The 12,761-nt window shown below is 60.9% G+C and carries 13 protein-coding genes; 6 read left to right on the top strand and 7 right to left on the bottom strand.

Annotation, left to right across the window (positions count from 1 at the left end):
- Positions 1 to 34: 34 nt before the first annotated feature.
- The 3 genes from ACIGDJ_RS08705 to ACIGDJ_RS08695 all read right to left on the bottom strand — a co-directional run bounded on the left by ACIGDJ_RS08705 (position 35) and on the right by ACIGDJ_RS08695 (position 2,270).
- Complete coding sequence (locus ACIGDJ_RS08705) at positions 35 to 454, bottom strand: organic hydroperoxide resistance protein (protein WP_007940002.1); 420 nt, start codon at positions 452 to 454, stop codon at positions 35 to 37.
- A gap of 327 nt (positions 455 to 781) precedes the next feature.
- Entirely contained in the window at positions 782 to 1,237 is a 456-nt protein-coding gene (locus tag ACIGDJ_RS08700; RefSeq protein WP_073472431.1) for a MarR family winged helix-turn-helix transcriptional regulator, read from the bottom strand.
- A gap of 76 nt (positions 1,238 to 1,313) precedes the next feature.
- Complete coding sequence (locus tag ACIGDJ_RS08695) at positions 1,314 to 2,270, bottom strand: LysR substrate-binding domain-containing protein (RefSeq protein WP_101155512.1); 957 nt, start codon at positions 2,268 to 2,270, stop codon at positions 1,314 to 1,316.
- Between the two features lie 112 nt (positions 2,271 to 2,382).
- On the opposite strand from ACIGDJ_RS08695, the gene ACIGDJ_RS08690 reads away from it, so the two are divergent.
- Positions 2,383 to 3,129 carry a sulfite exporter TauE/SafE family protein gene (locus ACIGDJ_RS08690; protein WP_371918359.1) on the top strand — a complete coding sequence of 249 codons (747 nt, stop codon included), beginning with the start codon at positions 2,383 to 2,385 and terminating at the stop codon, positions 3,127 to 3,129.
- Here ACIGDJ_RS08690 and ACIGDJ_RS08685 read toward each other — a convergent pair.
- Entirely contained in the window at positions 3,119 to 3,973 is an 855-nt protein-coding gene (locus ACIGDJ_RS08685) for a LysR substrate-binding domain-containing protein (RefSeq protein WP_178081135.1), read from the bottom strand. The two genes, ACIGDJ_RS08690 and ACIGDJ_RS08685, sit on opposite strands and share 11 nt — an antisense overlap.
- Positions 3,974 to 4,070: 97 nt before the next feature.
- On the opposite strand from ACIGDJ_RS08685, the gene ACIGDJ_RS08680 reads away from it, so the two are divergent.
- Both ACIGDJ_RS08680 and ACIGDJ_RS08675 read left to right on the top strand, forming a co-directional pair.
- Positions 4,071 to 4,292, top strand: coding sequence for a DUF1127 domain-containing protein (locus ACIGDJ_RS08680; RefSeq protein ID WP_101155518.1), 222 nt, complete (start codon positions 4,071 to 4,073; stop codon positions 4,290 to 4,292).
- A gap of 64 nt (positions 4,293 to 4,356) precedes the next feature.
- Positions 4,357 to 5,592: a winged helix-turn-helix domain-containing protein gene (locus tag ACIGDJ_RS08675; RefSeq protein ID WP_101155520.1), complete on the top strand. Its 1,236-nt coding sequence runs from the start codon at positions 4,357 to 4,359 to the stop codon at positions 5,590 to 5,592.
- A gap of 84 nt (positions 5,593 to 5,676) precedes the next feature.
- On the opposite strand, the gene ACIGDJ_RS08670 is transcribed toward ACIGDJ_RS08675, so the two are convergent.
- A complete protein-coding gene (locus ACIGDJ_RS08670) occupies positions 5,677 to 7,023 on the bottom strand; it encodes a class II 3-deoxy-7-phosphoheptulonate synthase (RefSeq protein WP_397479180.1) in 1,347 nt (448 codons plus the stop codon).
- Between the two features lie 152 nt (positions 7,024 to 7,175).
- Between ACIGDJ_RS08670 and ACIGDJ_RS08665 the strand changes: the two genes are divergently transcribed.
- Entirely contained in the window at positions 7,176 to 7,931 is a 756-nt protein-coding gene (locus ACIGDJ_RS08665; protein ID WP_397479179.1) for a spermidine synthase, read from the top strand.
- 114 nt (positions 7,932 to 8,045) lie between these two features.
- On the opposite strand, the gene ACIGDJ_RS08660 is transcribed toward ACIGDJ_RS08665, so the two are convergent.
- A complete protein-coding gene (locus ACIGDJ_RS08660; protein ID WP_397479178.1) occupies positions 8,046 to 8,837 on the bottom strand; it encodes a crotonase/enoyl-CoA hydratase family protein in 792 nt (263 codons plus the stop codon).
- Positions 8,838 to 9,256: 419 nt separating this feature from the next.
- On the opposite strand from ACIGDJ_RS08660, the gene ACIGDJ_RS08655 reads away from it, so the two are divergent.
- Positions 9,257 to 10,930, top strand: coding sequence for a DEAD/DEAH box helicase (locus ACIGDJ_RS08655; RefSeq protein WP_042607879.1), 1,674 nt, complete (start codon positions 9,257 to 9,259; stop codon positions 10,928 to 10,930).
- Between the two features lie 115 nt (positions 10,931 to 11,045).
- Here the strand turns inward: ACIGDJ_RS08655 and ACIGDJ_RS08650 are convergent, their stop codons facing one another.
- Positions 11,046 to 11,813 (bottom strand): DODA-type extradiol aromatic ring-opening family dioxygenase, encoded by a 768-nt coding sequence (locus ACIGDJ_RS08650; protein ID WP_397479289.1) that lies wholly within the window; start codon positions 11,811 to 11,813, stop codon positions 11,046 to 11,048.
- 104 nt (positions 11,814 to 11,917) lie between these two features.
- Between ACIGDJ_RS08650 and ACIGDJ_RS08645 the strand changes: the two genes are divergently transcribed.
- Complete coding sequence (locus ACIGDJ_RS08645) at positions 11,918 to 12,574, top strand: thiopurine S-methyltransferase (protein ID WP_397479288.1); 657 nt, start codon at positions 11,918 to 11,920, stop codon at positions 12,572 to 12,574.
- Positions 12,575 to 12,761: the final 187 nt, after the last annotated feature.

Raw genomic sequence — 12,761 nt, 5'->3', positions numbered from 1 at the left:
TCAATTTCCTTGTTCGGGCCGGGGGCTTGTGTGATTACACGGTGACGTGCAGACGGACATCGACGTTGCCACGGGTGGCGTTGGAGTACGGGCAGACCTGGTGAGCGGCGTCGACCAGCGACTGCGCGTCGGCTTGTTCCAGGCCCGGCAGGCTGATGTGCAAGTCGATGTCCAGACCGAAACCGCCAGGGATCTGACCGATGCCGACATGAGCGGTAATCGAAGCGTCGTCAGGAATCTTGCGCTTGGTCTGGCTGGCGACGAATTTCAGTGCGCCGATGAAGCAGGCCGAGTAACCGGCAGCGAACAGTTGCTCAGGGTTGGTCGCCGCACCGCCAGCACCGCCGAGTTCTTTCGGGGTGGCCAGTTTGACGTCGAGTACGTTGTCGCTGGAGATCGCACGACCGTCACGGCCGCCAGTGGAAGTTGCGATTGCGGTGTAGAGAGTTTGCATGGTGTGAGCCTCATCGGTGGTGTTGTAGTGCGCTAATTGTTTGCGCGCTAAGTAGGTGTGAAGAGAATTTATAGCGCTAATGTTTAGCGCGCAGGATAAATTTACAGAAAAAGTGGCGTTTGGCTCAAAGGCGAGGCATGAGAGAGGGTCGTAAGGCTTGATCTAGAGCGTTTGGCGGGGGGAGTACCGTGGCGAAAAATATTTGTTGGCGCTGGACTCAGTGTGGGAGCGGGCGTGCTCGCGAAGGCGTCCTGTCAGCCAACGCTCGCTCTGACTGATCAATCGCTTTCGCGCCCAAGCCCGCTCCAACAGGGAATGTGGCAGGGCTTAATTCAGGCTGTCTTGCAGATGCCCTCGCAGCGCTTGCAGCTCGGCCTGCAACTTCTGCAAACGTTCGAGGGTGAAGCCACTCGCCCCAAGAATGCACTGCGGCACGGTTTGCGCCTTGTCGCGCAGGGCTCGGCCCGCTGCAGTCAGTTCGACGATCACTACGCGTTCATCTTCGCGGCTGCGGGTACGGCTGAGCAGGCCTTCGGCCTCCAGGCGTTTGAGCAACGGCGTCAGCGATCCGGGATCGGTCAGCAGGCGTGCGCTGATTTCTCCGACGGTCAAGCCATCTTTCTCCCACAGCACCATCATCGCCAGATACTGCGGATAGGTCAGGCCCAGCGCCTGCAACAGCGGCTTGTAGACCTTGGTCATCATTAGCGAAGTCGAGTGCAGGGCGAAGCACGCCTGATTATCGAGCAGAAGGTCGTCGCAGTTGTCGCGTTCGCAAGTCATTGTCAAAGCCTTGATCGTTGATCGTTTTTTAATCTAGCGCTCGAATCTTTAATGCGCCAGATAAATATGCCCGACGTCAGTGCCGGGCGAATTGCCGCTGCAATGCCAGATCCCACGGCGGCACCGGGCTGAAACGGGTTTTCAGATATTCCAGCAACAAACGACTGCGCGAATGAATCTGCTGTTCCATGCGCAGCGCGTAAATACCGGTGGACTCCGGTGGCGGCAGGCCATTTTCGCAGAACAACGGCACCAGCTCCCCTCGCAGCAGGTATTCGCTGGCCAGCCAGGTCGGCAGGTGTGCGACGCCCAGACCCGCCGCCGCGCCACACGCAAGCGCTTCGGCATTGTTGGCGCTCAGGCGCACGCGGGATGGCCGGTGCAGTTGCATTTGCCCGTCCACTTCGAATTTCCAGGCAAAGGGCGGCGCAAGGCCTTCCCAGTCGAGCCCGTCGTGGTCACTCAACTGCGCCGGATGCTCGGGCACGCCGCGCTGCTTGAGGTAGTCAGGGCTGGCGCAGGCGACGCGTACCATGCTCGCCAATGGCGTGGCGACCAGGCGCGAGTCAGCCAACTGCCCCGTACGCAACACCAGATCGACTTTGCCCAGACTGGTGCCGGCCATGTCGCTGAAGCTGTCGATCAGATGCATCTGCACATCCAGTCCCGGGTACAGCAGGAGAAAATCGGCAATTACCGGCGCCAGATGCCGCCTCCCGAAGGCTGCAGGCGCATCGATGCGGATCAGTCCTTCCGGCGCGCTGCTTAATGAAACGGCTTCGGCACGTGCCAGTTGCAACTCGGCGATGATCCGCCGCGCCCGTTCGGCAAACGCCAGACCGGCCGACGTCGGCAGGACCGCGTGGGTACTGCGCACGAACAGCTGACTGCCGACGGCACTTTCCAGGCTGTCGATGCGCCGGGCCACGGCGGAAGGGGTCAGCGGATGGCGGCGTGACGCGGCTGAGAAACTGCCACTCTCCAGTACATCGAGAAACAGGCCGAGCTGATCGGTCAATTGATTGGGATTCATGAGAAAACACGCTTGTGCAGGATCGGCAAAGCCATTGTGCGTTGCTGTGCGTTTCCCCGCTAGGCGCGAGTGCGTAGCATTGGCCGCCTGTCGTTAGAGGATTACCGTTGTGATGGATTTTCTGTTGTACCTGTTGTTCGGCGCTGCCCTTGGCACCTTGGGCGGGATCTTTGGCATCGGCGGTGGCTTGATTGCGATTCCTTTGCTCGGCGTTTGGTTCGGCCTCGATCAGCAGATCGCCCAAGGCACGGCGCTGGTGATGGTGGTGCCCAACGTGATGCTGGCGCTGTGGCGTTATCACCAGCGCAATCGCATCGAGTTGCGCCATGCGCTGCCGCTGGCGGTGATGGGTTTTTGCTTCGCCTGGCTCGGCTCGATCTGGGCGGTGGGCATCGATGCGCAAACCATGCGCATCGGGTTTGTCGCCTTTCTGGTGGCGCTGTCGGCGTACAACCTGCTGAAAATGTTCGGCCCGCGGCCAGCACCGACCGCCCAAATGCGCCATTCGTGGCCATGGCTGGGCGTGCTCGGCGCGGCGTCAGGAACCATGGGCGGCTTGTTCGGCGTGGGGGGCGCAGTGGTCGCCACGCCGGTGCTGACCAGCCTGTTCGGCACTACCCAAGTGGTCGCTCAGGGCTTGTCCCTGGCGCTGGCCCTGCCGAGTACCGGCGTGACGCTGGTGACTTATGCGGTACACCACGAAGTCGACTGGATGATCGGCTTGCCGCTGGCGCTTGGCGGTCTGGCCAGCATCAGTTGGGGCGTGAAAGTTGCCCACGCGATGCCGGAAAAACTCCTGCGTGGGCTGTTCTGCGGCTTCCTCGTGCTGTGTGCGGTGATGCTCGCGTTTAAAGTTTGAAGCCCTCGACGATGTGCTCGGCCAGGCATTCAGTGATCGGCGACGGGTTGTTCAGGTTGCGGATCAGCATGATGCTGGCCTCGGGCAGCAACGGCAGGTCTTCGGCGGTGCCAAGAATGCGCATGTCCGGAGTGATCAGGCTCTCCAGTTGCGCGGTGATCGCCAGCCCCGCGCTGACCACGGCCATCAGCGCCGACAGGCTGCTGCTGTTGTAGGCGATGCGGTAATCGCGGCCCATCGCGTCCAGCGCATTGCACGCCCACAAGCGGCAGAAGCAGTCGCTGTTGAACATCGCCAGGGGCAACGGCGTCTGCTCGTGGGCACTGAAATTCTGCGCCTCGGCCCACACAAAGCGCTCCTTGCGCAGCAACTGGCCGATCTCGTTGCCCGGTTCACGGGTGACGATCGACAAGTCCAGATCGGTGCGCTGCAGCAACTGTTTGCTCGACTCGCAATGCACTTCGATCTGGATCAGCGGATAAAACTGCGCAAACCGCGACAGGATCCCCGGCAGAAAGCGCATCACATAATCATCCGGCGTGCCGATGCGCACGGTGCCGACCATGTGCGGCTCACGCAAGGTATTGAACACCTCACTGTGCAGTTTGAGAATGCGCCGCGCATAGCCGAGCAATACCTGGCCTTCAGCGGTCAGTCGCACCTGACGGCCATCGCGCTCGAACAACTGGCGCTGTAACACGTCTTCTTCCAGGCGTTTCATCTGCATGCTCACCGCCGACTGGGTGCGGTTGACCATCTCGCCGGCACGGGTGAAACCACCCTGATCGGCGATCGCCACGAAGGTACGCAGGACATCGGTATCGATACTGGGGTAGGCGGACAATTGATGAATCTCCGTGATGCATGCCATCAGAAACATTCGTTGGATTGATCTTAGCGCCGGGACGAGACTTGAGCCATCCACAAAAGGAGGCAAGACGATGAAAGGTCAAAGAGAGTATGTGAACGAAGAACAGCTGTCGGGCCACGGCCATATCGTGTCCGATCTGCTGCACAAATTCAGTCGTTGGTACGAACTGCACCGTGAACGGGAAATGCTCGCCGGTTTGAGCGATGAGGCGCTGAAGGACATCGGCATCAGCCGCGCCGATGTCGAACATGAAACCGTGCGGCCGTTCTGGGACGACCCGATGCATAAATGATGAGGCTATTGCTACACAAACCCCTTTCAGGTGAGGTAGGTTGCGAGCAGACATGGAGGAATAAATGCCCGCGACAGTGTCCTTTTCCCTCAAACAGGCGCGACGTCTGGCGCTGGCTGCCCAAGGGTTCAACGGGCGCCAGCCGCCAACCGTTACCGCCAACCATCTCAACCGGCTGATCGAACGGCTGGGCCTGCTGCAAATCGATTCCGTCAATGCCGTGGTGCGCTCGCACTACCTGCCGCTTTTTTCCCGTCTCGGTTCCTATTCTTTCGACTTGCTCGACCAGGCTGCCTGGAGTTCGGGGCGCCGGCGCACGTTGTTCGAATACTGGGGCCATGAAGCTTCGTTGTTGCCGCTGTCGATGTATCCGTTGCTGGGCTGGCGCATGCAGCGGGCCAGACGCGGCGAGGGCATCTATCAGCAATTGGCGAAGTTCGGTCGCGAACAGCGAGAGACGATTCGCCGCGTGCTGGCATCGGTCGAACAGCAGGGCGCCTTGGGCGCCGGCAGTCTGTCGACTCGCGAAGACAAGGCTGGGCCGTGGTGGGACTGGAGTGCGGAAAAGCTTGCGCTGGAATGGTTGTTCGCTGCCGGTGAAGTGACCGTGGCCGGGCGACGCGGGTTTGAGCGTTTGTACGATTTACCGGAGCGGGTGATACCCGCGGCGATCCTGCAGCAGCCGATGCCGGATGAGGCCGAGGCGCAACGCGGCCTGTTGCTGCATGCGGCGGGGGCATTGGGCGTCGGCACGGAAAAAGACCTGCGCGATTATTTCCGCTTGAGCCCGGCGGATGCGCGGCCGCGTCTGGCTGAACTGGTCGAGGCGGGGCAGTTGCAGATGTGCGAAGTCGGCGATTGGCGGCAGATCGCTTATTGCCTGCCGGAGCCCAAAGTGCCGCGCAGGGTTACTGCCAGTGCGCTGTTGTCGCCGTTCGACTCGTTGATCTGGGAACGCAGCCGCACCGAGCGGCTGTTCGATTTCCGCTATCGCCTGGAGATTTACACACCGCAGCCCAAGCGGGTTTACGGCTATTACGTGCTGCCGTTTTTGCACAACGAACGGATCGCCGCGCGAGTCGATCTGCGCGGCGAGCGAGCGGCGGGGCAGTTGGCGGTGCATGCGGTGCACGAGGAAGAAGCCGGGCTGGACGAGGAGGGCATGCTGGCGCTGGCCGCGAACCTGCAGCGGATGGCGCAGTGGCTCGGAATGGCCCGGGTGCAGTTGAATTGTCAGCGCGAGAGTGCGGCTCGGCTGAGGCTGGCATTGGCGCAAGTGGATGGCGCCGGCACCCTGTAGGCGCTGCCGAAGGCTGCGATCTTTTGATCTTGTTTTGAAGATCAAAAGATCGCCGCCTTCGGCAGCTCCTACACGGGGTGCGGTCTAGCGCCGGACCTGCTTCAACGTTTCGGCAATCAAAAACGCCAATTCCAGCGACTGGTCAGCATTCATCCGTGGGTCGCAGTGGGTGTGATAGCGATCGGATAAGCCATCCTCGGTAATCGGCCGTGCGCCGCCGATGCACTCGGTGACGTTCTGTCCGGTCATCTCGATGTGAATGCCGCCGGCATAGCTGCCTTCCGCTTCGTGCACTTGGAAGAACTGCTTCACTTCACCAAGGATCTGCGCAAAGTCGCGGGTCTTGTAGCCGCTGCTGGCCTTGATGGTGTTGCCGTGCATCGGATCGCAGCTCCAGAGAACTTGTTTGCCTTCACGCTGCACCGCGCGGATCAGCGCCGGCAAGTGATCGCCGACCTTGTTCGCACCCATCCGCGCAATCAGGTTCAAGCGGCCAGGATCGTTGTCCGGGTTGAGCACGTCGATCAGGCGAATCAGGTCATCGGGGTTCATGCTCGGGCCGACCTTGACGCCGATCGGGTTGTTCACCCCGCGCAAGAATTCGACATGCGCGCCGTCGAGCTGGCGGGTGCGGTCGCCGATCCACAGCATGTGCGCCGAGCAATCGTAGTAATCGTTGGTCAGGCTGTCGCGGCGCACGAAGGCTTCTTCGTAGTTCAGCAGCAACGCTTCGTGGGCGGTGAAGAAACTGGTTTCGCGCAGTTGCGGCGAGCTGTCCATGCCGCAGGCGCGCATGAACGCCAGGGTTTCATCGATACGATCAGCGAGGTGGCTGTACTTTTCGGCCAGCGCCGAGTTGGCGATGAAATCCAGATTCCATTTGTGCACCTGATGCAGGTCGGCAAAACCGCCCTGAGCAAAGGCGCGCAGCAGGTTCAGGGTCGCGGTGGACTGGTGATAAGACTGCAGCAAACGCTCCGGATCCGGCACGCGGCTCTTTTCATCGAAGCCGATGCCGTTGACGATGTCGCCGCGATAGGCAGGCAGCGTCACGCCGGCAATGGTTTCGTCATTGGCCGAACGCGGCTTGGCGAACTGGCCGGCCATGCGCCCGACCTTGATCACCGGGCAGCCGGCGGCAAAGGTCATGACGATCGCCATTTGCAGCAACACTTTGAAGGTGTCGCGGATCTTCGCGGCGGAAAATTCGGCGAAGCTTTCCGCGCAATCGCCGCCCTGCAACAGGAACGCGCGGCCCTGCGTGACTTCGGCAAACTGCCGGCGCAGCTCGCGCGCTTCGCCGGCGAACACCAGCGGCGGATAGCTGGCCAGGGTCTGCTCGACCTGGTGCAGGTGGGCAGCGTCGGGGTATTGCGGTTGTTGCTGGATCGGCAGGGCGCGCCAGCTGTCAGGGCTCCACGGTTGGCTCATCACGGTCTCGAAGTTTGATACGCAGGGGAGCGCCATGTTAGCAGCAATTAGTGCGTGACCTGTTCCCGCCCCATCGCCGACAATCGCCGCTTTGCCACGGCACCACAGCGGTGCCATCGCGTCACCGCGCCCGGTGACCATCAGGAGACAAAATGACTGAGGAGCGCGTCGAGCATCTGCTCGCCGAAGTACAGGATGAGTTCGGCGTGATTCGCGTGCTGGAAGTGGCCGATTACCGCTTTCTCGAGTTCGGCGATGCGATCGAGCAGAGCTGCGTGTTCACTGCCGACCCGAGCTGGCTGGAGTACGACTACACCCGCGCCATGTTGATTGGCGCGCTGTGCCACGAGCAGCCGGAGAGCGCGCTGTTTCTCGGTTTGGGTGCTGGCACGCTGACCCAGGCTTGTCTCAGGTTTCTGCCACTGGAAGACGTCGAGGCCATTGAATTGCGTCCGGATGTGCCGCGCCTGGCCATTGAATACCTGGGCCTGGACGATGACCCGCGGCTGTACATTCGGGTTGGTGATGCGCTGGAGTTGCTGCCGACGGCAGAGCCGGCGGATCTGATTTTCGTCGACCTCTATACTGATTTCGGTCCCGGTGTCGGGCATCTGGCCTGGAGCTTTCTCGGCGATTGTCAAAAGCGCCTGAATCCGGGCGGCTGGCTGGTGATCAACCAGTGGGCCACCGATGACGGCAAGCCGTTGGGCGCGGCGTTGTTGCGCGGGCTCTATCACCGGCATTACTGGGAGCTGCCGGTGAAGGAGGGCAATGTGATTCTGATTGTCCCGGCGGATCTCGATCAGGCGCTGGACATGCAGGCGCTGACGCGAAGGGCCGAAGCGCTGGCGCCGCAGTTGGGGTATTCGTTGCAGTCGTTGATCAACTGTATTCGGCCAGCAACCTGAGTGGCGATTCGTTCACTGTAGGAGCTGCCGAAGGCTGCGATCTTTTGATTCTGATCTTAAAAAAAACAAGATCAAAAGATCGCAGCCTTCGGCAGCTCCTACAGGGGGGCACTGTCAGATGCCTTTGAATATCCCAGGTCGCCGCTCCACCAACGATCGCACCCCCTCCCTGGCATCTTCAGTGGCGAGCAGTTTCTTTACCAACGCCGGTAACGCCTGAGCCGCCGCCATCTCCCCCTCATAGCGCGCCTGTCGCGCCGACAGCAATGTCGCCTGCACTCCGAGCGGCGCCTGCCGGGCAATCCGCTCTGCCAGCTCGATCGCCCTTGGCATCAAGTCTTCACTGGCCATCACTTCCTGCACCAGTCCCAGATGCAACGCATCGTGGGCATCGAACTCATCGCCGGTGAGCAACCAGCGCATCGCATTACCCCAACCGGCGATCTGTTGAAAGCGTAAAGTCGCCCCGCCAAATGGAAAGACCCCACGCTGCACTTCCATCTGCGCGAAGCGGGTATTGCTCGCACACAGGTTGATATCCGCCGCCAGCATCAGCTCGATGCCAATGGTCAGGCAGTAACCCTGAGCGGCGACAATCACCGGTTTGCTCACCCGTGGCCCGACGAATACGCCCCACGGATTGCAACCGCCGGTCGGAACCTGCCAGCCTTCGGCCAACGCCGCGCTGGCATTGACCAGATCGAGCCCGCTGGTGAAATGCTCGCCGTGGCCAAACACCACGGCCACCCGCGCCTCGTTGTCGGCCTCGAACTCGCCGTAGGCCAGGCTCAGGTCGTCGAGCAGGTCGAGATCGAAGGCGTTGCGCTTGGCCGCCCGATCAAGGCCGATCAGGTGCACGTGACCACGACGTTCTCGGCTGACGCGGCCGGCGCAGGGCTGATTCATGGCTAAATCCTCAAGCGGGAAGGGCGGGTGCGCGGCGCTTTGCCGCAGGTCGGTGAACCGTTTAAGCGTCATCGCCCGCAGGGCCGGGCCTTTGCAAAATAGACCGTTGCGCGATTATCCGCAAAACCCCGTTACACGGCGGTGACACACGGATAAGGGCCACAAAAAAAGCTCCCTTTTCGGGCGAAATCCGGTATAGTGCGCGCCGGCCTTTAACCGGGCCGCGTTTAGGTAGCGCATTTCCCGAAGTCAGCTTCGGCTGCACGTCCGCATTGCGGGCTCTTCCTTGACGATTCATCTTCATTCATTCGTTTTCGCAAATCCCCGCCGACAAAGCTGCCAGGGCGACTCTTGAGTCTCAACACGGCATGCGCAGCTTTGGAGCATGGGTCTTTGCGGATGCACTTAGTGGCAGACCCATGACCCAGGAAACCGGCGGATTCGCCGCTTTTAATCTCAACCCGAATATTCTTGCAGCCGTCGCAGCGACCGGCTACGAAGAGCCTTCGGCGATTCAGCAGCAATCGATCCCGATCATCATGGCCGGCCAGGACATGATTGGCCAGGCGCAAACCGGTACCGGTAAAACCGCCGCGTTCGCACTGCCTATTCTGCACCGCATCGATCCTGCCAAGCGCGAACCGCAAGCCCTGATCCTGGCGCCGACCCGAGAGTTGGCGCTGCAAGTAGCAACCGCTTTTGAAACCTACGCCAAGCAAATGCCAGGCGTTACCGTCGTGGCTGTTTACGGCGGCGCGCCGATGGGCCCGCAACTCAAGGCAATCCGTAATGGCGCACAGATCGTTGTCGCCACCCCGGGTCGTCTGTGCGACCACCTGCGCCGCGATGAGAAAGTCCTGTCGACCGTTAACCATCTGGTTCTCGACGAAGCTGACGAAATGTTGAAGCTGGGCTTCATGGATGACCTGGAAGTCATCTTCAAGGCTCTGCCAGCGACCCGTCAGACCGTATTGTTCTCGGCGACCCTGCCGCAGTCGATCCGCGCCATTGCCGAACGCCACCTGCGCGATCCGCAACACGTGAAGATCCAGACCAAGACCCAGACCGTCACCGCGATCGAACAGGCTCACCTGTTGGTTCACGCTGACCAGAAAACCTCGGCCGTGCTCAGCCTGCTGGAAGTCGAAGACTTCGACGCCCTGATCATGTTCGTACGCACCAAGCAAGCGACCCTGGACCTGGCCAGCGCCCTCGACGCCAAAGGCTACAAAGCCGCCGCGTTGAACGGTGACATCGCCCAGAACCAGCGTGAGCGTGTTATCGACTCGCTCAAGGATGGCCGTCTGGACATCGTTGTCGCGACCGACGTTGCTGCCCGTGGTCTTGACGTTCCGCGCATCACTCACGTGTTCAACGTTGACATGCCGTACGACCCAGAGTCCTACGTACACCGTATCGGCCGTACCGGCCGTGCCGGTCGCGAAGGTCGTGCACTGCTGCTGGTGACTCCACGTGAGCGCCGTATGCTGCAAGTGATCGAGCGCGTAACCGGTCAGAAAGTTGCCGAAGTACGCCTGCCAGACGCTCAAGCCGTTCTCGATGCACGCATCAAGAAACTGACCAACAGCTTGTCGCCGCTGGTCGCTGATGCCGAGTCGACTCACGGTGAGCTGCTCGACCGTCTGACCGCCGACATCGGTTGCACCCCGCGCGCCCTGGCTGCTGCGTTGCTGCGCAAGGCCACCAACGGTCAAGCGCTGAACCTGGCGGCGATCGAGAAGGAACGTCCACTGGTGCCGAACAACGCACCGCGTGGCGACCGTCCTGAGCGTTCCGGTGATCGTCCGGACCGCGGTGATCGCGAGCGTCGCGCGCCAATGCCTTTGGGCGAAGGTCGTGCTCGTTGCCGTACCGCGCTGGGTGCGCGTGACGGTATCGCTGCGAAAAACCTGCTGGGCGCCATCCTCAACGAAGGCGGTCTGGCCCGTGAAGCGATCGGTCGCATCCAGGTGCGTGACAGCTTCAGCCTCGTCGAACTGCCGGAAGAAGGTCTGGAAAAACTCCTGACTAAACTGAAGGACACCCGCGTGGCCGGTAAGCAGCTCAAACTGCGTCGCTACCGCGAAGATTGATCCGCCCTTGGGCTGATTGATCGCAGATAAAAAATCCCCGACTGGTTCGGGGATTTTTTTTGCCTGTTCATCGGGCTGCATAAACCCTATGGCAGCTGGCTTGCCAGCGATAACGTCAGCCGAAACGATAAATATCCATACCTAGCGCGCCCATCGTGAAACCCTGATGCGCCACGTTCAACTCACCGCCCGCACCCCGGGCAAAATACAACGGCAACAAATGCTCATCGCTCGGGTGGCTACGCACGGCATGCGGCGCCTGCTGGCGATAGTCATGCAGCGCCGTCTCATCGTCAGCGGCCAGCTTGTCGATCATCCAGTCACGAAACTCACGTGCCCACGGTTCAATGCTTTCCGGGCCGGCATGCCAGTCCAGCTCGCGCAGGTTGTGAGTGATGCTGCCGGAGCCAATCAACAGAACGGCTTGTTCACGCAGGCTCGCCAGCGCACGGCCAACCCGTGTCTGCAGCGCCGGCCCGCCGCGACTTGGCAGCGAGACTTGCACCACCGCAATATCCGCCTGCGGATACATCAGTGACAGTGGCACCCACACGCCATGATCGAACGGTCGTTGCGGATCGAGCCGCGCTGACAGGTCATTGGCGTTCAGCATTTGAGCCACTTCAGCGGCCAACGGCGGATTGCCCGGTGCCGGGTACTGAACCTCAAACAGCGCACGGGGGAATCCGCCGAAGTCGTGCCAGGTTTCCGGGCGCGGGTGGCTGCTAACCAGCAACTCGTGGCTTTCCCAATGCGCCGAGACGATGACGATGGCTTTGGGGCGCGGCAGTTCAGCGGCCAGTCGCGCCAGTGCCGGGCCGCTGGCGCCGGGTTCCAGCGCAAGCATCGGTGAGCCGTGGGAGATAAACAGGCTGGGCAACATGGACGGGCTCCTGAGCGATTATGATGAGCCATCTTCAGCCAGATCATCGATCTGAATCTAATATAAGTTCCTGCGGTTTTTCATCGGTTTTTCGGGAGTGATCCATGCAGCCTGAGTTTTGGTACAAGAAATGGGATTCGAACCAGATCGGCTTTCATCAGCCCGACGCCAATCCGTATTTGCAGCGTTACTGGCCAGAGCTGGCGATTGCAGCGTCTGCGCGGGTGTTGGTGCCGCTGTGTGGGAAAAGTCTGGACTTGTTGTGGCTGGCCGGGCAGGGGCATTCGGTGCTCGGGGTAGAGCTGTCAGTGAAAGCCGTCGAGGACTTTTTCAGTGAGCATCGGCTTGACCCGCGAATCAGCGAGAAGGGCGCTTTCAAGGTGTATCGCAGCGATACCGTCGAGTTGTGGTGCGGAGATTTCTTTGCGCTGACGGCGGAGGATGTTGCCGGTTGCACGGCGTTGTATGACCGCGCCGCGTTGATTGCCTTGCCGGACGCGATGCGCCAGCGATATGCGGCGCATCTGCAGCAGTTGCTGGGGCACGGAATGCAGGGGCTGCTGATCACTCTGGATTACGATCAGACGCAGATCCCGGGGCCGCCATTTGCAGTGGAGAATGATGAAGTACAGCGGTTGCTGGGCCAGGGTTGGCAGGTGGATAGGCTGGAAGAGCGGGATATTCTGGCTGAAAGCCCCAAGTTTGTGCAGGGCGGGGCTAAGTGGTTGGTGGAGCGGGTTTATCGGGTTTCTTCCCGATAGTTTTAAGTTAACTGTTCCGGCGTCTTCGGGAGCAAGGCCCTCCCACAGGGCTCATGTCGTTTCATGGATTATTTGTAAAACGCGATCGTTGTGGGAAGTGGCTTGCTCCCGAAGATGCCCGCCCAGCCGCCCTATCTTTAACAGACGAAAAAGCCCGCATCACTGCGGGCCTTTTCATGATCACCGG

Origin of the sequence: Pseudomonas sp. NPDC079367 (assembly GCF_044542195.1) — a bacterium.
Taxonomy (GTDB): Bacteria; Pseudomonadota; Gammaproteobacteria; order Pseudomonadales; family Pseudomonadaceae; genus Aquipseudomonas.
The sequence above is the reverse complement of the archived record's forward strand: the minus strand, read 5'-3'. Positions and strand labels throughout refer to the sequence as shown.